The following is a 25,093-nucleotide window of genomic DNA, read 5'->3' on the forward strand; positions in this document are numbered from 1 at the left end:
GTGCTGACCGATCCCCGCTTTACGACGGAAGTTGAAATCACCGTCCCGTTCCACGACGTCGACATGATGGGCGTGGTCTGGCACGGCAACTATTTCCGCTACTTTGAAATAGCCCGCGAAGCGCTGCTCAATCAGTTCGACTACGGCTATCGCCAGATGAAAGCCTCCGGCTATGTCTGGCCGGTGGTCGATACGCGGGTGAAATACCGCGATGCGGTGACCTTTGAACAACGCATCCGGGTCCGGGCGCAGATTGAAGAGTATGAAAACCGTCTGCGCATTGCCTATCAAATCTTCGACGCGCAGACCGGTAAACGCACCACCACCGGTTACACCATCCAGGTGGCGGTCGACGCAGCCACCCGCGAAATGTGCTTTGTCAGCCCGGAGATCTTGTTTGAACGTATGGGAGTCACGCCATGAAATGGTTGCCTTTGCTGGCACTGATGTTTAGCCCGCTGGTCAGCGCCGTGACGCTGGATGAACTGCAGCAGCGGTTTACGCAACAGCCCGTGGTGCGCGCTCACTTCGAGCAGGTTCGTACGATCAAAGACATGCCGCAGCCGCTGCGTTCGCAGGGCGAGATGGTGATCGCCCGTGACAGCGGCCTGCTGTGGGATCAAAAAGCCCCGTTCCCCATGACGCTGCTGCTGGATGACAAACGGATGGTGCAGACCATCAACGGCCAGCCGCCGCAGACCATTACCGCCGACAATAATCCGCAGATGTTCCAGTTCAACCACCTGCTGCGGGCGTTGTTCCAGGCCGACCGCAAGGTGCTGGAAGAGAATTTCCGCATCGATTTTCAAGACCTGGGGGAAGGCCGCTGGTCGCTGGTGCTCACGCCCACCACGACGCCGCTGAACACCATTTTCACCACCCTCGATTTGGGCGGTGCGACCTTTCTGGAGTCTATTCGTCTTAACGACAAACAGGGCGACCGTACGGATATCACCCTCTCCAGTCACCGACTGACACCCGCCAGCCTGACCGATGACGAACGCCAACGCTTTGCCGCACCGTAAATCGCTGCGCCCGGCGCTGCTTTGGGCCGCGGGATGCCTGATTATGCTGGGCCTGCTGGTGTCGCTGCTGCCCGGCGCGCGCCTGAACAGCAGCGTGCTGGCCATGTTGCCGACACAGACGCTGGGGGCGATCCCTCCGGCGCTCAACGACGGCTTTATGCAGCGGCTCGACCGTCAGCTGGTCTGGCTGGTCAGCCCCGGCAAAAAACCCGATCCGCGCGTGGCGCAGCAGTGGCTGACGCTGCTGCAACGCAGCGGAGCGCTGAGCGAGGTCAAAGGGCCCATGGACGCCGCCGGGCAACAAGCCTGGGGCGAGTTTTTCTGGCAGCACCGCAACGGGATGATTGACCCCGCCACCCGCGCCCGCCTGCAAAACGGCGGTGAAGCGCAGGCGCAGTGGGTTTTATCTCAGCTTTACTCGGCCTTTTCCGGCGTGAGCGGCAAGGAGCTGCAAAACGATCCGCTGATGCTGATGCGCGGCGCGCAGCTCGCGCTGGCGCAAAACGGCCAGAAGCTGCGGCTGATGGACGGCTGGCTGGTGACGCAGGATGACGCCGGAAACTACTGGTATCTGCTGCACGGCGAGCTGGCCGGTTCCTCTTTTGATATGCAGCAAACCCACCGGCTGGTGACCACCCTGAACGCGCTGCAGGCGACGCTGAAAACGCATTACCCACAGGCGCAACTGCTGTCTCGCGGCACGGTGTTTTACAGCGATTACGCCAGCCAGCAGGCCAAACGGGATATCTCCACGCTGGGTGTCGCCACACTTCTGGGCGTACTCCTGCTGATTGTGGCGACATTCCGCTCCCTGCGTCCGCTGCTGCTGTGCGCGATCTCCATTGGCATCGGCGCGCTGGCGGGCACGGTCGCCACCCTGCTGTTCTTTGGCGAGCTGCATCTGATGACGCTGGTGATGAGCATGAGCATCATCGGTATTTCGGCCGATTACACCCTCTACTACCTGACCGAACGGCTGGTGCACGGTGGCGAAAACTCGCCGTGGCAAAGTCTGGATAAAGTGCGTAATGCCCTGCTGCTGGCGCTTCTGACGACCGTCGTGGCGTACCTGATTATGATGCTGGCCCCCTTCCCCGGGATCCGCCAGATGGCGCTATTTGCCGCCGTGGGGCTGAGCGCCTCGTGCCTGACGGTGATATTCTGGCACCCCTGGCTGTGCCGTGGATTGCCGGTACGCCCGGTTCCGGCCAGCAGAGCGATGTCGAGCTGGCTGACCGCCTGGCGACGTAATAAAACACTCGCGGTTGGCCTGCCCGTCACGCTGGCGCTCCTTTCCGCCGCAGGTATTGCCACCCTGAAGGTGGACGACGATATCGCCCAGCTGCAGGCGCTGCCGAAAACGATTCTGGCGCAGGAGAAGACCATTACCGCCCTGACCGGCCAGCGCGTCGATCAGAAATGGTTTGTGGTTTACGGCACGTCAGCCCAGCAGACGCTGGAGCGGCTGGAGGCCTTTACCCCTGCGCTGGCACAGGCGCAAAAAGCGGGTGAGCTGGCAAGCTGGCGAACCCTGCCGCTGAACTCCATGAAGCGTCAAAAAAGCGATCTGGCGCTGCTGCACCACGCTGCGCCTGCGGTAATGAACGTGCTGCACAGCGCCGGACTGAACACCGTCTCACCGGATCTGACGCCAATGCCTGTCAGCGTGGACGCCTGGCTTGCCAGCCCGGCCAGCGAAGGCTGGCGTCTGCTCTGGCTGACCCTGCCGGGCGGCGAAAGCGGCGTGCTCGTCCCGGTGGACGGCGTCAAAAACAGTACGGCGCTAAGTGAACGGGCGGCACAGCATGAAGGGGTCGTCTGGATCGATCGTAAGGCCAGTTTTGACAGCCTGTTTGCCCACTACCGCACCCTGCTGACGGGGCTACTGTGCGTAGCGCTGGCGGCGATTGCCTGCGGCGCCATAATCCGACTTGGCTGGCGTCAGGGGCTTATCAGCCTGGTGCCGTCGGTACTGTCGCTCAGCTGCGGGCTGGCGGCGCTGGCCGTCGCCGGGCATTCCGTCAATCTGTTTTCACTGCTGGCGCTGGTGCTGGTGCTCGGCATTGGCATCAACTACACGCTGTTTTTCAGCAACCCGCGCGGCACGCCGCTGACGTCGATGCTGGCTATCACCCTGGCGATGATGACCACGCTGCTGACGCTGGGCATGCTGGTGTTCAGCGCGACGCAGGCCATCAGCAGCTTTGGAATTGTGCTGGTAAGCGGTATTTTCACCGCCTTCTTGCTGGCCCCGCTGGCGATGCCAGCCAGGAACGAGAGAAAACCATGATGAACGCTTTTTACCGCGTCGCCGCGCTGGCTGCGACGCTGCTGCTGGCAGGCTGCAGCCATTCGACCGATACTGAAGAAACTCGCCCGCAGGCCTGGCTTCAGCCGGGCACGCAGGTGACGCTGCCACCGCCGGGCATTACGCCAGCCATCCGTTCTCAGCAGTTGCTGACCGGCCGATTTAACGGTCAGACTCAGTCGCTGCTGGTTCTGCTGAACGCTGACGGGCAAAAAGTGACGCTTGCCGGGCTCTCGTCGGTGGGGATCCGCCTGTTTCTCGCGACCTATGACAACACCGGGATCCATACCGAGCAGTCGGTCGTTATGCCCCAGCTACCGCCCGCCAGCCAGGTGCTGGCGGATGTGATGCTCAGCCACTGGCCGCTCAGCGCCTGGCAGCCGCAGTTGCCGAAGGGATGGACGCTAAAGGATACTGACACCCGACGCGAACTGCGTAACCCTGACGGCAAGCTGGTCACCGAGATTGTCTACCTGCAACGCAACGGTAAGCGCGAGCCGATCAGCATTGCGCAGCACGTCTTTAAATACCACATCACCATTCAATATCTGGGTGACTGAGATGATTTACATTTCCGCTGTTGGCATGGTCAACGCGCTGGGCAACTCGGCCGATGAGATCGCGGCCAACCTGAACGCCGGGATTGCGCCGGGTATGCGTCATCGCGCCGGATGGCTGCAAGGATTACCTGATGCCATGCTGGGCGGCGTTGAGGGTGAACTGCCGCCGATACCGGATAGCCTGGCAGCACACCGCAGCCGTAATAATCAGCTGTTGCTGGCGGCGCTGGCACAGATTCAGCCTGCCGTTGAGGCAGCCATCGCCCGCGTGGGCCGCGACCGCGTGGCGGTGGTGCTGGGCACCAGCACCTCAGGGCTGGATGAAGGCGATGAGTACGTGCGCCTCTCCCTGAACGGCGAACGCAGCCCGCAATGGCAGTACCCGCAGCAGGAGTTGGGCGACCCCTCCCGCTTCCTCGCCAACTGGCTGCAGCTGGATGGCCCGGCGTATACCATTTCGACTGCCTGCTCCTCCAGCGCCCGGGCGATCATCAGCGGACAGCGTCTGATTGAGGCCGGACTGGTGGATGTCGCCCTTGTAGGCGGGGCAGACAGCTTAAGCCGTATGCCGGTCAATGGTTTTAACAGCCTTGAATCGCTCTCGCCCACGCAGTGCGAGCCGTTTGGCCGAGACCGCCGGGGGATCACCATCGGTGAAGCGGCGGCCCTCATGGTGCTGACGCGCGAACCGGATCAGGTTGCGCTGCTGGGGGCGGGTGAATCGAGCGATGCGTACCATATCTCTGCCCCACATCCCGAGGGAGAAGGCGCCATTCGCGCCATTACCCAGGCGCTGAAGGAGGCAGGCATGACGGCAGATGACGTGGGCTATATTAATTTGCACGGCACCGCCACTCCCCTCAACGATCGGATTGAGGCGCACGTGATTAACGCCCTCTTTGGCGACCGGGTACCGTGTAGCTCCACCAAACACCTCACCGGCCATACGCTTGGCGCGGCCGGGATCACTGAAGCCGCATTAAGCTGGCTGATCCTGACCCGTGACCTGCCATTGCCGCCGCAGGATTTTTCCCGCTACGCGCCGGACGACACGCTGCCGCCCTGCGGCCTGCTGCATCAGCGTGCGCCGCTGACAAAACCGGTGATTTTATCGAACTCATTCGCCTTTGGCGGTAACAACGCCAGCCTTCTGCTGGGGAGAGTGTCATGAGTTATTTATCCCCCGCCGACTACCTGCCTCACGACGCACCGATGATGCTGCTGGAGCGCGTTGAGCGTGTCACCGACAGCAGCGCGGTGTGCAGCGTCACGGTCGACGGGCACGGTGTGCTTGCGCCGTTCCTGAACGTTGACGGCGATCTGCCGGGCTGGTTTGCGCTGGAACTGATGGCCCAGACCGTGGGCGTCTGGTCTGAATGGCACCGTCTGCAAAAAGGCCTGCCCCACAGCCCGCTGGGCATGGTGCTGGGCGCGCGCGAGCTGGTGTGCAGCACGGGCCGCTTTGCTGCAGGCACTACGTTAACCATTACCATTGAGCGCCTGATGCAGGACGAACGCTTTGGCAGCTTTGAATGCACAATCCAGACGGATAACGTCCCCCTTGCCACGGGCCGTGTGAATACGTTCCAGCCCAGCGAGGACGAATTAACCTCACTTTTCTCTCAGGGAGCTTCATCATGACACGTTCCGTACTGGTCACGGGCGCCAGCAAAGGCATTGGCCGCGCCATCGCCTGTCAGCTTGCCGCTGACGGTTTCACCGTAGGCGTGCATTACCATCGCGATGCTGATGGGGCGCATGAGACGCTGGAGGCCATTGTTCAGGCTGGCGGAACGGGTCGTTTACTGACCTTTGACGTGGGCAACCGCGAGCAGTGCCGCGAGGTTCTGGAACAGGAAATCAGCACCTTTGGCGCATGGTATGGCGTGGTCAGCAATGCCGGGATAACCCGCGATGGCGCGTTTCCGGCGCTCAGCGACGAGGACTGGGATAGCGTCATCCACACCAACCTCGACAGTTTTTATAACGTTATTCATCCCTGCATCATGCCGATGATCGCAACCCGCAAGGGCGGGCGGATTATCACCCTGTCGTCCGTGTCAGGCGTGATGGGCAACCGCGGACAGGTGAACTACAGTGCCGCCAAGGCCGGTATTATCGGCGCCACCAAAGCGCTGGCCATTGAACTGGCAAAACGCAAAATTACCGTCAACTGCATCGCGCCCGGGCTGATTGATACCGGCATGATCGAGATGGAAGAGGCCGCGCTGAAAGAGGCCATGTCCATGATCCCGATGCAGCGCATGGGTCAGGCGGACGAGGTGGCCGGTCTGGCGAGTTATCTGATGTCAGACCGGGCAGGCTATGTGACACGCCAGGTGATCTCGATCAACGGGGGGATGTTATGACGCGTCGGGTGGTGATTACGGGAATGGGAGGCGTGACCGCCTTTGGCGAGGACTGGCCGACCATTTCACAGCGGCTGCTCGGCTACGAAAACGCCGTGCGCATCATGACGGAGTGGCAAGAGTATGCCGGTCTGCAAACGCTGCTGGCCGCCCCCATCGAGGATTTCACCCTTCCGGCACACTATACCCGCAAGCGCATTCGCGCCATGGGCCGCGTGTCGCTGCTCTCCACCCGCGCCACCGAACTGGCGCTTGAGCAGGCGGGCCTGATCGATGACCCGGTACTGACGCAGGGGCAAACCGGCATCGCCTATGGGTCGTCCACGGGCAGCACGGGCCCGGTAAGCGACTTTGCCTCCATGTTGATGGAAAAACACACCAATAACATCACCGGCACCACCTATGTGCAGATGATGCCGCACACCACCGCGGTCAATACCGGCCTGTTCTTTGGTCTGCGGGGGCGCGTCATTCCCACGTCGAGTGCCTGTACTTCCGGCAGCCAGGCGATTGGTTACGCCTGGGAAGCCATTCGCCATGGTTATCAGACCGTTATGGTCGCCGGGGGCGCCGAGGAGCTTTGTCCTTCAGAGGCGGCGGTATTTGATACGCTGTTCGCCACCAGCCAGCGCAACGACGCGCCGAAAACCACGCCGTCGCCCTTCGATACCGCGCGCGATGGTCTGGTCATCGGCGAAGGGGCAGGCACGCTGATTCTGGAAGAACTGGAGCACGCCAAAGCACGCGGGGCGACCATCTACGGCGAAATCGTGGGCTTTGCCACCAACTGCGATGCAGCGCATATCACCCAGCCGCAGCGTGAAACCATGCAAATTTGCATGGAGCAATCGCTGGCAATGGCTGGTTTAGGCGCCACGGACATCGGGTATATTTCCGCCCACGGCACCGCCACCGATCGGGGTGATATCGCCGAAAGCCAGGCCACTGCGGCCATCTTTGGCGACAGGGTCCCCCTCTCCTCGCTGAAGAGCTATTTTGGCCATACGTTAGGTGCCTGCGGTGCGCTGGAAGCGTGGATGAGCGTGCAGATGATGCGTGAAGGCTGGTTTGCCCCGACGCTCAATTTAAGACAACCGGATGAGCAATGTGGTGCTTTAGATTATATTATGGGGGAAGCCCGTCAGATTGACTGCGAGTATCTGCAAAGCAATAACTTCGCGTTTGGCGGCATCAATACCTCAATCATTATCAAACGCTGGGCGTAACTATGTACCAGTTTATACTGGGAAAAATCTCCACCCTTTGCGCGGACCCGCTGGCGTCAACGCTCGCAGATATGGCACCTCAGGGTGCGCGAAACCGTTCCTGGCTGGCAGGCAGGACGCTGCTCGCCCGGACATTATCCCCGTCTCCGCTGCCCGACATTGTGTACGGTGAACAGGGGAAACCCGCCTTTGCGAAAGATCACCGGCTCTGGTTTAACCTGAGCCACAGCGGGGACGACATTGCCCTGCTGGTGAGCGATGAAGGTGAAGTAGGCTGCGATATCTAAGTGATACGCCCGCGTGAAAACTGGCAGGCACTGGCGAACGCGGTTTTCAGCGTGGCGGAACATGCAGAGCTGGAACGCGAAGCGCAGGAAGCGAAGCTCCCGGCTTTCTGGGGGATCTGGACGCGTAAAGAGGCGATTGTGAAGCAACGAGGCGGCAGCGCCTGGCAGATTGTCAGCATCGACAGTACCTCTGAGGCCCACTCGGTCAGCCAGCTTCAGTTTGGCTCGCTGAGTCTCGCCGTCTGCACGCCCACTCCGTTCACCCTTACCCCCGGGGCGATTTTTCACCACGAGATGTCCGGGGCAGGAATATCACCAGCACGCCCAGCATAATCAACCCGACACCCGCCAGCCCCTGCCACGAGAACGACTCGCCCCAGCCGGGCAGCAGGATCGCCGCGCCCCACACCAGAATATAACTGAGGCTCAGCAAGGCGTACGCTTTGCTGAGCGCCATGCGATGCAGCGCCAGATACCAGCAGCCCATAGAGGCCACATAGCCCATCAGCCCCAGCAGCAGCGCGCCGGTACCGGACGAAAAATGCCAGAGAGCCCTGAAAAATGCCAGCGCCTCGCCGACGGGCGGAAGCGCCTGCATGGCACTGCGCAGCAGCAACTGCGCGGCACTGACTAACGCCACGCTGCATAACGCCCAGCACGCCCCTTTCACAGGCTTCCTCCCAGCAGAACAATCCCGATCATAATCAACCCTACGCCCAGCCAGTGATGTCGGGCCACCTTCTCATGCCAGAGCCCCTTCGCTGCCAGCGTCACCCAGACAAAATTAAGGCTCAGCATGGGATAGGCGACCCCGACGGGAAGACGCTGCAATACCACCAGCCAGACCAGCATGCCGCAGCCCAGCGCCAGCAAGGCGAGCCCCAGCCACAGCACAATATGCGCGCCACGCCGCCCGGTTTTCGCCGGACGGGTCGCTTGCTTCTGACAGAGCTGTCCCGCGCAGGTCAGCAGACTAGCCAGCACCAGCCAAAGCCAGGTCATCATTGCGGCAGATACTGCAGGTAAGCCAGCCGCCCCTGGATATACAGGTAGTCCGGCTTTGGCAGGTTATCCCGGTTCAGATCGTCGTTCTTCGACAGCAGGATCACCAGCGACACGCTTCCCTGCTGGCGATGCCTCGCCAGCCACTGCGCAAAGTCATCTTTCGTGATAAAGCGGTCTTTCACGTCCGGATAATCCAGCCCGTAACGCAGCTCACCGCTCTGACCAAACATGATGATGTCATTACGTTTAAGCTCCCACGCCAGCCCTGCCGCCACGCCGACGTTATCGGCCAGCACGAACCGGCTCTGCTGGAGCGGGTCGCGCACGGTATCCACCAGCGACTGTGGCTGTTTGGAGTCCACCACCAGGTTGGGAATGGCAAAACCAATCAGCAACGCCAGCCCGGCAGGGCACAGCGCCGCCAGCCACCAGCGCTGCTGGCTCCGTCTGAAGCTAAACCAGCCCACCACGGCCCAGACGAGGAAGGCCACCACCGCGCAGAAGACTTTATACAGCTCGACCGACGTCCAGACCGGGTGCTTAGCCAGCCCCCACGGCGACACGACTAACGCCGCGATGACACCGAGGGTACCGAACGCCAGGTTGATCCCGGCATTGATACGTAACACGCTGGCCCCCTTTTCCGCAGCGAGGCAGGCATAGCGCGCCATCAGGATCGCCAGCGGGGCAAAACACGGCAGGATGTAGGTAGGCAGCTTCCCTTTGGCAATGCTGAAGAATAAAAGCGGCATCACCACCCAACCGAGCAGATAAAGCCCGCCGCCTGCCGGATGTTTTTCACGCCAGCCCAGACGCAGCGCACCGGGCAACAGCGCCAGCCACGGCAGACTGCCCGCGACCAGGAATGGCAGGTAATACCAGAACGGGGCTTTGTGCTGGGCGTCGCTTTGGGCAAAACGCTGAATGTGTTCAACCCAGAAGAAGTAGCGCCAGAAATCGGGTTCACGCTGGGCAATCGCCAGCCCCCAGGGCAGGACAATAAGCACGCAGCTCAGGATCGCAAGCCCGCCAAAAATCAGCACCTCTTTCCAGCGCTTTTGGACAATCACCCACGGCAGGACGCCAAGGACCGGCACCGCCAGAGCGAGAAAGCCTTTGGTCATCACCCCCATGCCGCAGGCCAGCCCCAACACGATGTAGCCCCCCGCTTTGCCAGTCAGGGTCTGCGCCTGCGAGGCCAGCCAGAAACTGCACATCGCCGCCGCCAGCCACAGGGAGATGATGGGGTCGAGCACGGCATAGGTGCCAATGCCATAGACCAGAAACAGCGTCAGGAAGATAAGGCCGGAGAACAGGGCAACGCGTTTATCGCGCCAGAGTTGCCAGGCCATCCAGATAACCAGTAGCGCCGTCAGGCCGGTGGAAAAGATGGCCCCGGCGCGCACGGCAAAGTTTGTATGGCCAAACAGCAGTTGCCCGAGGCTGTTGACCCAGTAGCCAGCAATCGGCTTTTCAAAGTAACGCAGCCCCAGAAAATGCGGCACAATCCAGTTGCCGGAGGCGAGCATTTCACGGCTGATTTCCGCATAGCGCGTTTCATCAGGCTGCCATAACAGACGGATATCAACCGGAATGAGATAGTAAACAATAAACAGGGCGAAAAGCCCTAAGCCATAACGGGCGACTTTCATGGTACCGGACTCACGGTTTGTTGATAGCCAAGCCAGCCTTCCCGGCCAGCCATTTCACTTCGCACAATTTTGCCGACGGGCAGCGTACTGAGATCGTCTGGCAGCAGGTCGATCAACGGGCAGAACTGAATCCCCTCCTGCGCCGCCAGCGTCAACAGCGCATCGAAATCATGCTGATACGCAATCCCTTCCACCTCGGCGTGGATGGTGTAGACCGGCGTGCCGGTGTCGCGATGTATACAGTCCAGAATGTAGCGGTTGAAGCCGTCGGCGGTCACCTCGCGCCCCACCACTTCATCCCAGGTGGGCAGCGTGACCGGGATTTGCACCGTGCCAACGCGGTTTTCACCGAGCTGCGGTAAAAATGGTCCGCTGCCCCGGCAATCGCTGTTGTAGCGAAACGCGAACGGCTCTTTGGCTTTCACGACGCGTTGATCCGCACGCCATCCGGCCACGGCGGAGCAGCGCACCGACTGCCCGATAATGGCCTCCAGCTCCCGCAGACCACGCTCGATTTCCCGGGCCAGGCGAGGAATGTCCCAGACGCCCGCCCAGGCCTGCCAGGCATGGTGATCCCAGGCATGCAGGCCGACCTCATGGTGCTGCGCCGCTTCACGGATGATGGCTTCGTTACCCGCGCCGATACGCCTGCCGGGCCATGCGGTACCGGCCAGCAAAATATCCCAGCCGTAGAGCGATGCTGCGCGCGAGCGCAGCATTTTGAACAGAAATGCCGGTTTAACCAGACGCCATAAATGACGTCCCATGTTGTCTGGCCCCACGCTGAAGAAGATGCTGGCACGCACATCGTGCTTGCTCAGCAGCGTCAGCAGTCCGGGAACGCCGTCACGCGTTCCCCTGAAGGTATCGACATCAATGCGTAAACCGACTTTTTTCATGAGGCCTGTTCCGACAGCTCCACGGTGCGCAGGAAGAAATCGAGCGTCTCATCAATGGTCTGCTCCATCTTCACCGTTGGCGTCCAGTTCAGGCAGCGCTTCGCATTGCGAATGCTCGGCTTGCGGTGCTCAACGTCCTGGTAGCCTTTGCCATAGTAGCTGCTGCTTTCCACTTCGCGGAATCCTGCAAACGGCGGGAACTGGTTACGCAGCGGATGGCGCTCGAAGCTTGCCAGCAGCATTTCGGCCAGTTCACGAATGCTCGCTTCGTTATCCGGGTTGCCGATGTTGATGATCTCCCCGTTGCAGCGGCCATCCTTGTTTTCAATGATGCGGAACAGGGCTTCGATGCCGTCGCTGATGTCGGTGAAGCAGCGTTTTTGTTTACCGCCTTCAATGAGCTTAATGGGCGAGCCTTCCACCAGGTTCAGGATCAGCTGGGTAATGGCGCGGGAGCTACCAATGCGCGCCGCGTTCAGGTTATCCAGACGTGGCCCCATCCAGTTGAACGGCCGGAACAGGGTAAAGCGCAACCCTTCTTTCTCGCCGTAGGCCCAAATTACGCGGTCCAGCAGCTGTTTAGAGACGGAGTAAATCCAGCGCTGCTTGTTGATCGGCCCGACTACCAGGTTAGAGGTATCTTCATCGAAGTTTTTATCGGTACACATGCCGTACACTTCGGAGGTGGACGGGAAGATGATGCGCTTATCGTATTTCACGCAGTCGCGGATAATCTTCAGGTTCTCTTCAAAGTCCAGCTCGAATACGCGCAGCGGATTGCGGGTGTACTCAATCGGCGTGGCAATGGCGACCAGCGGCAGCACCACGTCGCATTTTTTGATGTGGTACTCGATCCACTCGGAGTGGATGCTGATATCCCCTTCCACGAAATGGAAGCGCGGGCAGTCAAGGAAACGGCTGATGGCATCGGAGCCAATGTCGAGGCCATAAATTTCGTAGTTATCGTCTTTCAGCAGACGCTCGGTCAGGTGGTTACCAATAAAACCGTTTACGCCGAGGATCAGTACGCGGGTGCGGCGCTTAATTGCCACCACCGGGGCGCTGGTGATCAAGGCGCCGGGAACCAGCCCCAGAGACTGCGCCAGCTGCGCGCCCTGCACATAAACGCCGTTGTCGGTCTGACCGGTCACGATCTCCAGCGCCTGCTCGCCGCAGCTAACAATCAGCGGAGAGACAGAGACGATAGTGCCCGGTTTCGCTGCCGGGACATCGTCGCGCACGCGGGATTTCCAGACGATGAATTTGCTGACGCCGGCAAAGCTATACGCCCCCGGCCAGGGGTCGGTCACTGCGCGCACCAGGTTGTGCAACTGGCGGGCGGGCTTGTTCCAGTCCAGACGGCCGTCTTCCGGCGTGCGGCGGCCAAAACAACTCGCCTTGCTCTCGTCCTGAGCGGTCTCGCTGAAGGTGCCGTTCAGGATGGTCGGCAGGGCATCACGCAGCAGGCTTTGTGCCACCGAGCAGAGTTTCTGATGAAGCTGCAGCGCCGTCTCATCCGCATCAATGGCAACACGCTGCTGCGCGATGATGGCACCCGCATCCGCGCGGTGCACCATGCGGTGCAGGGTCACGCCGGTTTCAGTTTCGCCATTCACCAGCACCCAGTTCAGCGGCGCGCGGCCACGGTAGGCGGGCAGCAATGAGCCGTGAAGGTTAAATGCCCCTTTCGTCGCCAGACGTAAAATATCGTCGCAAATCAGGTTGCGGTAGTAGAACGAGAAGATGACATCCGGGGCGGTGTCGCGAATGCGATCCACCCACAGCGGGTGGTTGATATCGTCCGGCGCGTAGACCGGAATGCCGCGCTCGGCGGCGATACGCGCCACGGAGCCAAAGAAGTTATTCTCGCCTGCGGCGTCAGGATGCGTGAAGATGGCAGCGATATCATAACCCGCTTCAAGCAGGGCAAGCAGGCCCGCGCACCCCATATCGTGATAGGCAAAGACAACAGCTTTCATGGGTGTTTTTCCTCTTGAGAGACTTTGTGTTCCTGGCGGACAACACGTTGAATAAAGTAGCGCGGACGTGCGCGAACATCGTTATAGATACGGCCAATGTACTCACCGAGCAGGCCCATCCCGACAAACTGGGCGCCGATGAACATGAACAGCACGGCAAAGAGCATGAACACCCCTTCCGCCGCCCACTGGGGGCCAAAGACCAGACGCAGGACGACCAGCAAAACGGAAAGCGTGAACCCGGCCAGCGCGATAATGCTGCCAAAGACGCTCAGCAGGCGCAGCGGCGTGGTGGTCAGGCAGGTGATGAGGTCGTACATCAGGTTGATAAGACGCATAAAGCTATACTTCGACTCCCCGTGCTCACGCTCGGCGTGCAGCACCGGGATCTCCGTCGCCTTACGGGCAAAGGTATTCGCCAGAATCGGAATGAAGGTGCTGCGTTCATGGCAGTGCAGCATGGCGTCGACAATATGGCGGCGATAGGCGCGCAGCATGCAGCCGTAATCGCCCATCGCTTTGCCGGTGGTGCGCTGGATCAGGCGGTTGATGGTGCGGGAAGCCAGCTTGCGGAACAGGCTATCCTGACGATTCTGCCGTACCGTACCTACCACGTCGTACCCTTCGTCGGCTTTGGCGACCAGCCGGGGGATCTCCTCCGGCGGGTTTTGCAGATCGGCATCCAGCGTGATGACCAGATCCCCCGTCACGTGGCTGAACCCGGCCATAATGGCCGAGTGCTGGCCGTAGTTGCGGTTAAGCAGCACCGCGACGATATGGCTGCCTTCGGCCTGCGCAGCCTCGGTCAACATCAGGGCGGAGTTATCGCTGCTGCCGTCATCCACCAGCAGGATTTCGTAGGCTTTGCCCAGCGTCTCGCAGGCGGCGGTGGTGCGGCGGATCAGTTCGGGCAGGCTCTCCTGCTCGTTATAAACGGGGATCACCACAGAAACTTTTTGTACAGGCGGCGCACTGAACATATCAATGTCCTGCAAGCTGATGGAGCGCGGTAATGACGCGGGTTGTGTCGTCATGAGTCATGTCCGGGAAAAGTGGGAGAGAACAAATACGCGCGCTGTTCCATTCAGAATGCGGGAGCGATACATCAGGAAAACGCTCGCGGTAGTATTTTTGGGTGTGTGCCGTGCGGAAATGCAGGCCAGTGCCGATGCCCTTCTCCTTCAGGGCCGCCATCAGGTTATCGCGGGAGATCCCGCAGCGGGCTTCATCCACGCGAATAATAAACAGGTGCCAGGCGTGCACATGCGGCCATGATGGAATAGTGAGCGGCTGGAACGGCGTGTCGGCCAGCTCGCGCAGGTAGCGTTCGGCGATGTCCTGACGGCGTTTATTGGCCTGTTTCAGTTTGCCCAACTGCACCAGCGCCAGCGCGGCGTTGATATCCGCGAGGTTGTATTTAAAGCCGGGCGCGATCACTTCGGCCTGCGGCGCGCGGCCGTGGGTCTGGCGGTCATAGGCATCGACGCCCAGACCGTGGAATTTCAGGCTGCGGATTTTTTGTGCCAGCTGTTCGTCATCCGTCACCACCAGACCGCCCTCGGCGCAGGTCATGTTTTTAATGGCGTGGAAGGAGAAAATTGCCGTGCCCTGCCAGCCCACGTGACGGTCTTTGTAGTACGTGCCCGCGGCGTGTGCCGCATCTTCGATCACCGGAATACCGTGACGTTCCCCCACCGCGCGGATAGCATCGATATCACATGGCGCACCGGCGTAATGCACCGGGATAATCGCTTTGGTACGCGGCGTAATCGCGGCGTCTACCGCGTCCGGGGTGACCATCAGGGTATCTTTGTCCACATCGATCATCACCGGGTTTGCCCCCAGCAGAACGATCATATTCAGCGTGGAGACCCAGGTCAGGGAGGGGGTGATGACGTCATCGCCAGGGCCAATACCCAGCGCCATCAGGGTGACGTGCATCCCGGCCGTTGCCGAACTGACGGCAATGGCGTGGTGATTCCCGGTCTGCTGACAAAATGCCTCTTCAAGCGCCTGATTTTTCGGCCCGGTCGTGATCCAGCCAGAGGTTAATACCTCCTGCAACGCCGCGATTTCCTCATTACCCATTGAGGGGCGGGAAAAAGGCAAAAAATCACTCATCATTAATTTCCTTGCAATAAGAATGGCTGCTTTTGATATTAACCAATTAGCGGACCGTTTATTTCAACGGTTCATAAACTCATATCAAGGTAGCGCTCATTTCTTAGGGAAAAATTAAGAGAGGGAATTAAAATGTTTTCACATGAATATAAATATCTTTAAAAACATAAAGTTATAAAGTTATGAATTATTTATTTTGTGACAGCACTCAATTTTTTCAAAATGTAACGTTTAAACCAAAGCTCAACAAACAAAAAAAATCCCGGTTATTTCTTTAAAAACAGAAATAACCGGGAACTTTTCTTTTTAGTTAATTGTCGCGCTTATTTTAAATTATTTGGGAAGTCAGCGGGCAATTCACTGGCCGCACACGCAATTATGCTGTCATCGTTGGCCCCACAGTCGCGCACGAAGGTAATGGTGGCAAATTCATCAATCACTTCTGTTGGATAGGCCGGACCTGCATCGCGATAGCTGTTCATCAGTGGAATGTGATCGTTCTGGAAGCAGACGGTTTTTTCCGGGTTGTTCATGACCCAACGCGGGAAGAAGATAGTGCTATGGAACAGTTTGTCCCCAAGGTTCACAATCAGGCTAACGTCGGTGCCGGTGGGTTCAGTCCAGGAAATTTTATAAATACTCTCACCTACGCGAACAACATACACCTGCTGATCTTTTACCCAACGATTCCCCACCAGGCCGCTGTGAATACGGTAGTCGATGGTATTTTCATTTTTGATATAAATCTCGTAGTTCCAGCCATTATCGTAGGTATAAACCAGATGTTTGCCGATGAAGCCGCTTAAGTCGTGTTTGTCGAAGGTGCTCATATAATGTCTCCTTTGTTTTGATGAGACGATCCTATCCCTTCAAAAAATGAATGAATAACGCTATGTTTGAATCAAATTTATCCAAATTTTAGATTGATTATGCACAAGACGACGCTCGAACAATGGTCCTTGCTGGAGAAGGTGGTGGATGCGGGCAGTTTTGCCAGAGCCGCGGAAGAGACGCACCGCAGCCAGTCTTCCGTCAGCTATAACCTGGCGCTACTGCAGGAACGGCTGGGGGTGGCGCTTCTGGTGCAGGAAGGCCGTCGGGCGGTGTTGACCCCTGCCGGGGAACTGCTGCTCAACCAGGTCAAACCGCTGCTGAAAGCCTTCGCGTACGTTGAGACACGTGCGCTTACCCTGCGTAACGGAATGCGCACGCGGCTGGATCTGGTGGTGGACAATATCTTCCCCCGCCGTCGTCTGTTCGCCATCCTGCGTCAGTTCCAGCAGCAGTATCCGCAGACTCAGGTCCGTCTCACCGAAGTGCTGGAAAATACCCGCGCCGATGCCATCAATGATGAAGCCGATGTGATGGTCTTAACCCGCCGCCAGGATATGACCGGGCTTGGCGAATGGCTGATGAATATCGACTTTGTTGCCGTGGCCCATCACCAGCATCCGCTCTTTCAGCTCGACGCGCCGCTGAACGACGACATGCTCCGCCCGTGGCCGCTGATTAAAATTGCGGACAACCAGACCGCGGCGCACTCCGCCAGTGGCTCGTGGACCTTTTCCACCATTGACGCGGCCATTGAGGCGGTGATGTCGCAGGTGGGTTACGGCTGGCTGCCGGAGGAGCGCATTCAGACTCAGCTGGAACAAGGGGTACTGAAGATGCTGCCGCTCAGCCATGGCGTGCGGCGAGCCACGCCGCTGCACCTGATTGTGAAGCGCTCGCTTAGCCCGCTGGACGAACAGGTTGAGTCGCTATTGCGCCTTTTTAGCCAGGAGCCGTCATCGTCACCTGCTACGCTTTAAGGTCCGAACGTTAAAACGATAAGGAGCAGATGATGAAAATCGACTTTACGGGGAAAGTGGCGCTGGTCACCGCCTCAACGGGTGGAATTGGCTTCGCCATTGCCAGAGGGCTGGCAGAAAGCGGTGCGGAAGTGATCGTCAATGGCCGCAGTACCGAGTCGGTGAATAAAGGTATTCAGCAGCTGCAGCAGGTGGTGCCGGGCGTGCAGGTGCGTGCCGCGATAGCTGATCTCAGCACGCCGGAAGGGGTCGAGTCGCTGCTGAAGGTGGCGAATAACGTGGACATTCTGGTCAACAATGCCGGGATTTACGGGCCGCAGGATTTCTATGCCACCGACGATGACACCTGGGAACGTTACTGGCAGACCAACGTGATGTCCGGCGTGCGTCTCTCCCGCGCGCTGCTTCCCGGCATGGTGAAGAAAGGCTGGGGCCGCGTGGTATTTATCTCCTCCGAGTCGGCCTGCAATATCCCGGCGGACATGATCCACTACGGCGTGACCAAAACGGCACAGCTCTCGCTGGCACGCGGACTGGCGAAGTTCGTGGCGGGTAGCGGCGTGACGGTCAACAGCGTATTGCCGGGGCCGACGATGTCTGACGGATTCGCAGAGATGATGAAAGACGAGATCGAGAAGACCGGTAAATCGCTGGAACAGCTGGCAAAAAAGTTTGTGATGGCCAACCGCCCCAGCTCGGTGATCCAGCGAGCGGCCACGGTTGAAGAGGTCGCCAATATGGTGGTCTATGTCTGCTCAGCGCAGGCCTCCGCCACGTCTGGCGCGGCGTTGCGCGTCGACGGTGGCGTGGTGGATGACATTATCTGAGTGGCTCAGGCCGCAAGAATGAGAAAAAAAGCGTGAGGTTTAAGGACTGTGGCGCCAAAGCAGGTAAACTAACGAGCAGAATGTGTATTTCAGCTAAGACGTATTTATGACCAATATGATTGCCGACGAGACCGTGGCCAAATCTAACGTGCTCTCTGTCTTCGACTTTGATGGAACGTTAACACACCACGATAGCTTCATCCCTTTCCTGCGTTTTGCCTTCGGGAAACGTTACTTCGCGGGACGACTGGTGCGTATGGCATTGCCGACGCTCCACTGCGTACGCCGCAAGCTAACGCGTGATGAGCTAAAAGAGGTGCTGATCAAAACGTTCCTGACGGGGGTGGATGAACACTGGTTACGTCAGCAGGCGGAAGCGTTTTGCGAAAAATACTGGAACAAGCTGATGCGCCCCGAGGGGGTGCTGGCGGTGGCGGCGGAGGTGAACTCTGGCGCGGAAGTGACCATCTGTTCCGCCTCTCCGGCACTGGTGCTCCAGCCGTGGGCTGACAAGCTTGGCATCAAGCTGATTGGCACACAACTGGAAGTGAAAGACGGTAAGCTGACCGGGCGCATTACCGGCAACAACTGCCGCTGCGCCCAGAAAGTCGCCAGACTGGAAAAGGTGTATGGCAATCTGAACGAGTACCACCTGCGCGCCTGGGGGGATACCCGTGGCGACCACGAACTGCTGGCCGCAGCGCAGGATCCACACTGGCGGCACTTCCACCCACCGCGCAAGCGCCGCAACTCACCGATTAAGGGTTAGGTGCGGTCTGGTGCCCTCACCCCGGCCCTCTCCCACAGGGAGAGGGAGAAGAGCGTTGCATCAGGCCTCACGTTTCCCCGGGAACATCACGCTCGCAATAATCCCCAGCGCCAGCACGCCTAATACCACGAACAGACTGGTCGTCGCGCCAATGCTGTAGCCGTGATGCCAGAAGTGATCTGTTGCATTCAACCCGAGCTTGAACGCCACGAAGAACAGCAGCAGGACCACCGCCTTCTCCAGGTGAACCAGATACTGCTTCAGCGCTTCCAGTACGAAATAGAGCGTACGCAGGCCGAGGATGGCAAACATCATGCCGCTGTAGATAATCAGCGGCTCGCGGCTGACGGCGATAATGGCCGGTACGGAGTCAAACGCGAACATCACATCAGACAGCTCCACGACCGCCACGCAAAGTAATAATGGCGTCGCGTAACGTTTCGCTTTTTTGACGCGCCCAACCATTACGTCCTGGTTTTCTGGTTTTTCCAGCTCCGCATCCACCTCTTTCTGGGTCAGAATAAAGGCGTGGCTGCTGATTTTCGGCCAGACAGGATAGAAGCGTTTCACCAGCCGATAGGCCAGGTGACCGGAGTAATCTTCAACCTCGTCGCTCTCTTCGTTGCGCCTGAGCATCATCACCGCCGTCCAGCCAACGACCAGCGCAAAAATAACCTCCACGTACGGCCCCAGACTCAGCAGGCTGGTCCCAATGGCCACGAAGATACCGCGGAAGACAATCGCCCCCAGCACCCCCCAGTAGAGTACGCGGTGACGGTACTTATCCGGCACGCCGAACCAGGCGAAAATCGCCATCATCACAAACAGGTTATCGACCGAGAGTACCTCTTCCAGCGCGTAGCCGGTGAGGAACAGGCTCGCCATCTCGGCACCGTGGTGAACATACAGGAACCCGGCAAACGCCATCGCCATTGAGAACCAGAAAACGGACCACATTGCGGCACTTTTCAGCGAGACAGGCTTATCGTGACGGTGCATGAAGAGGTCGATAAACATCGCCCCGACAGCCATCACCACAAAGACAACAACGGTTTCCGTCGGGAAACCGAGATGAGCAGTAGACATACACAATCCTTTTGTAGAGGCAAAACACAAAAACCATGCAGACTGGCATATGCCAGCAGAGAAAAAGATGGAACGGTTTTACAACGGTTCCCCCCTTCAAACCGCAGCTCTGTGGCTGCGCAAGGCGTGTACTTTACCTCACAACGTGGGGTGACGCATCTGCCGTTTAGGCGCTTTGCGTAACGCGCCTGATATGTGAGTCACCTCTTATTTACATAATTTAAACCTTCCATTCACTGGATAAAAATAACGCAACGTCGCTATAGTGGTTTTGTTAAATAAAACTGAGTTGTACCTGATAAAACCAAGAACAGACCCTGCGAGGACACAATGACAGAACAAACGCGTTATGGCGCTACCACCAGTGAGGGGATAGAAAAGGAGACGATGCGGAAGGTGATCTGGCGTATCCTCCCGTTTCTCATCGTCAGCTATCTGATCTCCATTATCGATCGCGGGAACATCGGCATGGCATCGCTGCAGATGAATGAGGATCTCGGTCTTAGCAAAGCGGCATTTGGTTTCGCCAGCAGTCTCTACTTTGTGGCCTATTTTTTGTTTGAAGTTCCAAGCAATCTGGCGATGCAAAAAGTCGGCGCACGACTGTGGATCCCGCGCATTATGATCAGCTGGGGCGTCGTTTCAATGTGTATGTCATTGGTTCAGAACACTACGTCGCTCTATATCGTACGTTTTCTGCTCGGCGCTGCTGAAGCGGGCTTTTTCCCGGGCGTCGTGCTTTATCTGACCTGGTGGATCCCTTCCCGCTACCGCGCACGCATTATTGCGTCATTTATGGTTGCCATCCCGCTCGCCAACTTCATCGGCTCCCCACTCTCCGGGCTGATTCTGTCAATGGATGGCTGGTTGGGTCTTCGCGGCTGGCATCTGCTGTTTATTATTGAAGGCTTACCCGCCGTACTGCTGGGCATTGCCGCCTGGTTTATTCTTCGCGATCGTCCTCATCAGGCAAACTGGCTCAGCAGTGAGCAGAAAAAATGGCTGGAAAGCACGCTGGAGAGCGAGCGTAATCAGCAAAAGAACATTGGACATCAAACGACGTGGCAGCTTTTGAAGCATCGCCAAATCTGGCTGATGGCACTCATTTACGCGGGCGCATCGTCTGCAGGCACCACCATCAGCGTCTGGTCTCCTCAACTGCTTAAATCCTTCCACCTCGATAACCTGGAAACAGGCCTGCTCAACGCTATCCCTTACGGTCTGGCATCCGTTCTCATGATTATTTGGGGGCGAAACTCGGATCGTACCAACGAGCGCCGCTGGCACACCGCACTGACACTGTTCATGATTGCCGCAGGCGTGTTCGCTGCATTTGTGAGCGTGTCGCTGCCGGCGACTATCGTGATCCTCAGCATCATGTTGATAGGTGCGTATTCCATGAAAGGGCCTTTCTGGGCGCTGGCATCCAGTTGGATGAGCAGTACTTCAGCGGCTGCAGGGCTGGCTGCGATTGGCGCTATTGCTAACCTGATCGGCGGCGCGGTCATGGTCAATGCATACGGTATTATCAATGAGCGGACGGGCAGCTACACGCTGGCTATGCTTCCGCTGGCCACGCTGTGTGTGGCGGGAGGTATCGCAGTTCTCATTATGGGACGACAGGCCCGTAACGCTCAGCTACACGAAAAACAGGTCACGCATTAGTGATGACAAAAGCGGGACGCGTGTCCCGCTTTTCGTTAACCGTTTTCTTCCGCTGTATCGCTCGTTTCCCCGTAGAACTGCTGACAGAAGGGCTTGCTGGCCCCCATTTTCTGTGACAGGCGGCTGGCGGTATCGTGCATCAACTGACGAATACCTTGCTCCCTGCGATCTTCCGTCAGTCGCGAGATGGGGCCGGTCAATGCCAGCGCCGCAATCAGTTTGTCATGAACGCCGAAGACGGGCATCGCAAACGCCGCGGTATGGGGATCGCGGGCACCTGCCGTGTAGAGCGGAAGCGCAGGCTCACCGCCCGGCAGGGGCTCATTGAGGCCCCAATGGCGTAGAACCTTACTGATAGCAGAATCATCCAGCGGGAACTGAGTGCCGGGGAGATTGCTGTGTCGGAGCCCATGTGAGGCTTCTGCCCGAAACAGGCACAGACGTTGTCCGCCTTCTAATACATACCAGCTGGCGCTCTCCTGGGAAGCCAGGGATAAGGCCTGAAGTTCAGGCTGCACCACCCGGGAAAGATGGAAAGACTGTTCATAAAGCTTACCGAGATAAAGCAGACGAGGACCAAGCGCATAATTGCCGTCATCATGTCTGACGACATAGTTCATCCGTTCAAGAGAGTTCATTAAGCGGTAAACCGTGGTTTTGTGGTAACCCGATAGCTGCGCCAGGGCGGTTAACGTCAGGCTTTCATCGCCAGGACGGAAGCAATCCAGTAAAGCCAGCGCCTTCTCAACCGCTACAACGCCTTCATTCCCCATCATTATCTCCTTTTCAGCCCGGCAGAGAGTGTACCTCAAATTTTGTGAGTCACTTCGTGTTTACATCACAAACCCCTTCTCAGGTCTGGCTAAAAGGAAAGCAACACCGCTATAGTTGTTTTGTATTGTACACCTGCATTGTACACAGTAAAACAATATGGAGAGAGTCATGTCCGTTTCTGAAAAATCATTGATAAACCGCCAGTTCGAACGCGTATCGGCTGAAGAGGTACGCCAGGCCGCCGAATATCAGGCAGCCATACTGGCGGATGTCGCCGGGCGCCGCGGTACGCTGCATGGACGAATCAAACCGTTGGCATCGCACATGTCCGTTGCGGGTCCGGCTGTTACCGTTGAGGTGCGTCCGGGGGATAATCTGGCCATTCATGCCGCGATGGCCGTTGCCCAGCCCGGCGATGTCCTGGTTGTCGATGGAAAAGGCGATCTGAGCTGCGCGCTACTGGGTGAAATCATGGCCACCCAGGCTCAGGCGAGCGGTATTGCAGGGATCATTATCGACGGAGCGGTACGTGACGCCGACACACTGAGTAAGGGTAACTATCCCGTTTTCTCTGCTGGTCTGAATCCCTGCGGCCCGACAAAGTCCATTTCTGGCCGGGTGAACCACCCCATTTCCGTTGCCGGGGCGACAGTGCATGCCGGAGATTTGGTAGTGGCCGATATCGACGGCGTGGTGGTGATCCCACGCGAGGAAGTTAAGCAGATTATCAGTCTGGCAAAAGGGAAGCTGGAGATGGAGACCAAACGTCTTGCTGCTATTCGTGAGGGCGATTTACGCCCACACTGGCTCAATGACGCGCTGCGTAAGGCGGGCATGCTGGCAGACGGGGAGACGCTGTAATGGCAAATAAGAAGGTGGTCCTGGTAACCGGGAGCGACCTGGCAGAGCAGGCCATGGCGATATTGCACGACTTTGAGGTGGTGTTTGCGGGTCGTCAGCCCACGGAGGATGAGCTGATTGCACTGTGTGAACAGCATAATCCGGTGGCAATACTGGTACGTTACGGCAAGATTAGCGCGAAAATCATGGATGCAGCACCAGCCCTGCAGGTTATTTCCAAGCACGGAAGCGGGATTGATGTGATAGACCAGGCGGCAGCGGCTGAGCGTAATATCGCCGTCCGCTCTGCACCGGGAGCTAACGCGGCGGCGGTGGCTGAACACACCTGGGCATTAATTCTCGCCTGCGCCAAATCGGTGGTATCGCTGGATACGCGACTGCGACAGGGGCACTGGGATAAAGCCACGCATAAATCCATCGAACTGGAAGGACTCACGCTGGGACTGATCGGGCTGGGGGCTATTGGCTCACGGGTAGCACAGATCGGTCACGTCTTTAGTATGCGGGTTCTTGCTTACGATCCCTATGCTCAATCAATGCCTTCCATATGCGAGCGTACTGATACTCTGACCGACCTACTTTCCCGTTCCGATGTGATTTCTTTGCATTGTCCGCTCACCGACGATAATCGGGGCATGATCAATACGAAAACGCTCGCATACGTTAAGCCAAACGCTATTCTGGTGAATACGGCACGCGGCGGCTTGATTGACGATGGGTCATTGCTCGCGGCGCTAGAGAATCGAACCTTGCACAGCGCGGGGCTGGACAGCTTTACCAGCGAACCACTGACCGCTCCGCACCTCTGGCAGGGGGTCGAGAACGTCATTATCTCTCCGCATATTGGCGGCGTCAGCGCAGCATCGTATATCAAAATGGGCACCGCGGCGGCCAGCAATATTGTAGACGTTGTAAGTGAAGCTGAAGAAACAACGCTTACCGCGAGCCGCTAATCCAAAATGAACTCCCTCAGGGCTTCTCTGCTGTGTAGAGACATTAAAGTTGTATCCTTTAACCTGAAAAAGACTTTAAAGTTGTAAAGTTTTAAAAAAACACATACAAAACATGATGCTAAGTGTGTATCACACGCTGTTCCAACATTATGCCTTGATGTTCTTGCAGGAACTGCAATTTACAGGAGGAAAAAGGTGTTTTTGTAGTTATCTGGCGTTACGTGACAGTGTTGGTCAGATACTTCCACCTCTTCAGAGTTAAAGTTTGATATATGGGAAAAAAAACGCTCCCGGACGGGAGCGTAAGCCAGTGACTTCGGCGTCAAATGAGGGTCTAACAAGTGGAGCTGCGGGTTAATTCTGGGTGATCTGACTGCGATGCTTATCAGCCTGCTGCTGGTGAACAACGGAAGACTGACCATTATTCGCCTTCTCATGTACAGCTGCGGCCTTCTCATGCTCGCTCATTTCAGAAAATGACTTTGCTGTTTCGTTGGTAGCTCCGGGTTTAGCTTTCATCATTTTTTTATGCATTTCAGCCATGTCCTGGTGGGCAGCAGAATTGCTGTTTTGCATCATGTCATGGGACATTGCGGCCTGATCGTGACTGCTCATATCCATCATTGTCATGCTGTCTCCCTGAATTGCACTTTTTTCAGCAGATGACTGCATCTGGTGGGCAGGTGCCTGTGCATTATTTACCTGGTCATGCATGTTCATTGTCTCTGCAGCCATGGCAGATGAAGCGGCAGCCATAATGGCAACAAATGATACGAGAATCTTTTTCATGGTTGGGTCTCCGGTGTTTACATACCCAAACAATCAATGGCTTATAACAGAGAAAGCAGTTGATCTCAGGGCGGGTTAATCATCACTCCAGGAACCAGGTGATTGTGTTATCACGCTGCTCCTGATT

At 57.8% G+C, this 25,093-nt stretch carries 25 protein-coding genes and 1 pseudogene; 15 read left to right on the forward strand and 11 right to left on the reverse strand.

Annotation, left to right across the window (positions count from 1 at the left end):
• The 9 genes and pseudogenes from ECL_RS24155 (at position 1) to acpT (ending at position 8,108) form a co-directional block, all read left to right on the forward strand.
• A complete protein-coding gene (locus tag ECL_RS24155) occupies positions 1-423 on the forward strand; it encodes an acyl-CoA thioesterase (protein ID WP_013099162.1) in 423 nt (140 codons plus the stop codon).
• The gene (locus tag ECL_RS24160; RefSeq protein ID WP_013099163.1) at positions 420-1,025 is read left to right on the forward strand and encodes a LolA family protein; all 606 of its coding nucleotides are present in this window, start codon (positions 420-422) and stop codon (positions 1,023-1,025) included. Before ECL_RS24155 ends, ECL_RS24160 begins: the two co-directional genes overlap by 4 nt.
• A complete protein-coding gene (locus ECL_RS24165; RefSeq protein ID WP_044157743.1) occupies positions 994-3,315 on the forward strand; it encodes an MMPL family transporter in 2,322 nt (773 codons plus the stop codon). Before ECL_RS24160 ends, ECL_RS24165 begins: the two co-directional genes overlap by 32 nt.
• The gene (locus ECL_RS24170; protein ID WP_032618696.1) at positions 3,315-3,893 is read left to right on the forward strand and encodes a DUF3261 domain-containing protein; all 579 of its coding nucleotides are present in this window, start codon (positions 3,315-3,317) and stop codon (positions 3,891-3,893) included. Before ECL_RS24165 ends, ECL_RS24170 begins: the two co-directional genes overlap by 1 nt.
• A 1-nt stretch (position 3,894) precedes the next feature.
• Entirely contained in the window at positions 3,895-5,064 is a 1,170-nt protein-coding gene (locus tag ECL_RS24175) for a beta-ketoacyl-[acyl-carrier-protein] synthase family protein (protein WP_044157746.1), read from the forward strand.
• Entirely contained in the window at positions 5,061-5,534 is a 474-nt protein-coding gene (locus ECL_RS24180; protein WP_013099167.1) for a hotdog family protein, read from the forward strand. Before ECL_RS24175 ends, ECL_RS24180 begins: the two co-directional genes overlap by 4 nt.
• Positions 5,531-6,262, forward strand: coding sequence for a 3-ketoacyl-ACP reductase FabG2 (locus ECL_RS24185; protein WP_013099168.1), 732 nt, complete (start codon positions 5,531-5,533; stop codon positions 6,260-6,262). Before ECL_RS24180 ends, ECL_RS24185 begins: the two co-directional genes overlap by 4 nt.
• Positions 6,259-7,488, forward strand: a complete 1,230-nt coding sequence (locus ECL_RS24190; protein ID WP_013099169.1) for a beta-ketoacyl-ACP synthase — start codon at positions 6,259-6,261, stop codon at positions 7,486-7,488. Before ECL_RS24185 ends, ECL_RS24190 begins: the two co-directional genes overlap by 4 nt.
• Positions 7,489-7,490: 2 nt before the next feature.
• Positions 7,491-8,108: pseudogene (gene acpT / locus ECL_RS24195) on the forward strand (4'-phosphopantetheinyl transferase AcpT).
• Here acpT and arnF read toward each other — a convergent pair.
• The 8 genes from arnF to ECL_RS24235 all read right to left on the reverse strand — a co-directional run bounded on the left by arnF (position 8,041) and on the right by ECL_RS24235 (position 16,261).
• On the reverse strand, positions 8,041-8,445 hold the full coding sequence (arnF, locus tag ECL_RS24200) for a 4-amino-4-deoxy-L-arabinose-phosphoundecaprenol flippase subunit ArnF (RefSeq protein WP_013099171.1): 405 nt from the start codon (positions 8,443-8,445) through the stop codon (positions 8,041-8,043). The pseudogene acpT and the gene arnF overlap by 68 nt on opposite strands.
• Positions 8,442-8,780: a 4-amino-4-deoxy-L-arabinose-phosphoundecaprenol flippase subunit ArnE gene (gene arnE / locus ECL_RS24205; RefSeq protein ID WP_013099172.1), complete on the reverse strand. Its 339-nt coding sequence runs from the start codon at positions 8,778-8,780 to the stop codon at positions 8,442-8,444. The genes arnF and arnE overlap by 4 nt, the downstream gene beginning before the upstream one ends.
• Complete coding sequence (gene arnT / locus ECL_RS24210) at positions 8,777-10,432, reverse strand: lipid IV(A) 4-amino-4-deoxy-L-arabinosyltransferase (protein ID WP_013099173.1); 1,656 nt, start codon at positions 10,430-10,432, stop codon at positions 8,777-8,779. The genes arnE and arnT overlap by 4 nt, the downstream gene beginning before the upstream one ends.
• Positions 10,429-11,331 (reverse strand): 4-deoxy-4-formamido-L-arabinose-phosphoundecaprenol deformylase, encoded by a 903-nt coding sequence (arnD, locus tag ECL_RS24215; RefSeq protein ID WP_013099174.1) that lies wholly within the window; start codon positions 11,329-11,331, stop codon positions 10,429-10,431. The genes arnT and arnD overlap by 4 nt, the downstream gene beginning before the upstream one ends.
• Positions 11,328-13,310, reverse strand: coding sequence for a bifunctional UDP-4-amino-4-deoxy-L-arabinose formyltransferase/UDP-glucuronic acid oxidase ArnA (arnA, locus tag ECL_RS24220; RefSeq protein WP_013099175.1), 1,983 nt, complete (start codon positions 13,308-13,310; stop codon positions 11,328-11,330). The genes arnD and arnA overlap by 4 nt, the downstream gene beginning before the upstream one ends.
• On the reverse strand, positions 13,307-14,290 hold the full coding sequence (gene arnC / locus ECL_RS24225; protein ID WP_013099176.1) for an undecaprenyl-phosphate 4-deoxy-4-formamido-L-arabinose transferase: 984 nt from the start codon (positions 14,288-14,290) through the stop codon (positions 13,307-13,309). Before arnC ends, arnA begins: the two co-directional genes overlap by 4 nt.
• A gap of 1 nt (position 14,291) precedes the next feature.
• Entirely contained in the window at positions 14,292-15,431 is a 1,140-nt protein-coding gene (gene arnB, locus ECL_RS24230; RefSeq protein ID WP_044157755.1) for a UDP-4-amino-4-deoxy-L-arabinose aminotransferase, read from the reverse strand.
• A 323-nt stretch (positions 15,432-15,754) separates the two neighbouring features.
• Positions 15,755-16,261, reverse strand: coding sequence for a phenolic acid decarboxylase (locus ECL_RS24235; protein ID WP_013099178.1), 507 nt, complete (start codon positions 16,259-16,261; stop codon positions 15,755-15,757).
• 99 nt (positions 16,262-16,360) lie between these two features.
• Here ECL_RS24235 and ECL_RS24240 point away from each other — a divergent pair, with 99 nt between their 5' ends.
• The 3 genes from ECL_RS24240 (at position 16,361) to ECL_RS24250 (ending at position 18,838) form a co-directional block, all read left to right on the forward strand.
• A complete protein-coding gene (locus ECL_RS24240; RefSeq protein WP_029883624.1) occupies positions 16,361-17,242 on the forward strand; it encodes a LysR family transcriptional regulator in 882 nt (293 codons plus the stop codon).
• A gap of 32 nt (positions 17,243-17,274) precedes the next feature.
• Positions 17,275-18,069 carry an SDR family NAD(P)-dependent oxidoreductase gene (locus ECL_RS24245; RefSeq protein WP_013099180.1) on the forward strand — a complete coding sequence of 265 codons (795 nt, stop codon included), beginning with the start codon at positions 17,275-17,277 and terminating at the stop codon, positions 18,067-18,069.
• Positions 18,070-18,175: 106 nt separating this feature from the next.
• On the forward strand, positions 18,176-18,838 hold the full coding sequence (locus ECL_RS24250; protein WP_013099181.1) for an HAD family hydrolase: 663 nt from the start codon (positions 18,176-18,178) through the stop codon (positions 18,836-18,838).
• 60 nt (positions 18,839-18,898) lie between these two features.
• Here the strand turns inward: ECL_RS24250 and ECL_RS24255 are convergent, their stop codons facing one another.
• A complete protein-coding gene (locus ECL_RS24255; RefSeq protein ID WP_013099182.1) occupies positions 18,899-19,924 on the reverse strand; it encodes a TerC/Alx family metal homeostasis membrane protein in 1,026 nt (341 codons plus the stop codon).
• A gap of 330 nt (positions 19,925-20,254) precedes the next feature.
• On the opposite strand from ECL_RS24255, the gene ECL_RS24260 reads away from it, so the two are divergent.
• Positions 20,255-21,589, forward strand: coding sequence for an MFS transporter (locus ECL_RS24260; RefSeq protein WP_044157757.1), 1,335 nt, complete (start codon positions 20,255-20,257; stop codon positions 21,587-21,589).
• 35 nt (positions 21,590-21,624) lie between these two features.
• Here ECL_RS24260 and ECL_RS24265 read toward each other — a convergent pair whose 3' ends face one another.
• Entirely contained in the window at positions 21,625-22,362 is a 738-nt protein-coding gene (locus ECL_RS24265) for an IclR family transcriptional regulator (RefSeq protein WP_013099184.1), read from the reverse strand.
• Between the two features lie 169 nt (positions 22,363-22,531).
• Between ECL_RS24265 and ECL_RS24270 the strand changes: the two genes are divergently transcribed.
• Both ECL_RS24270 and ECL_RS24275 read left to right on the forward strand, forming a co-directional pair.
• Positions 22,532-23,224, forward strand: a complete 693-nt coding sequence (locus ECL_RS24270; RefSeq protein WP_013099185.1) for an RraA family protein — start codon at positions 22,532-22,534, stop codon at positions 23,222-23,224.
• A complete protein-coding gene (locus ECL_RS24275; protein WP_013099186.1) occupies positions 23,224-24,177 on the forward strand; it encodes an NAD(P)-dependent oxidoreductase in 954 nt (317 codons plus the stop codon). The genes ECL_RS24270 and ECL_RS24275 overlap by 1 nt, the downstream gene beginning before the upstream one ends.
• A 354-nt stretch (positions 24,178-24,531) precedes the next feature.
• On the opposite strand, the gene pcoE is transcribed toward ECL_RS24275, so the two are convergent.
• The gene (pcoE, locus tag ECL_RS24280) at positions 24,532-24,966 is read right to left on the reverse strand and encodes a copper resistance system metallochaperone PcoE (RefSeq protein WP_000723069.1); all 435 of its coding nucleotides are present in this window, start codon (positions 24,964-24,966) and stop codon (positions 24,532-24,534) included.
• Between the last annotated feature and the right edge of the window lie 127 nt (positions 24,967-25,093).

The sequence above is a fragment of the Enterobacter cloacae subsp. cloacae ATCC 13047 genome (genome assembly GCF_000025565.1).
GTDB lineage: Bacteria > Pseudomonadota > Gammaproteobacteria > Enterobacterales > Enterobacteriaceae > Enterobacter > Enterobacter cloacae.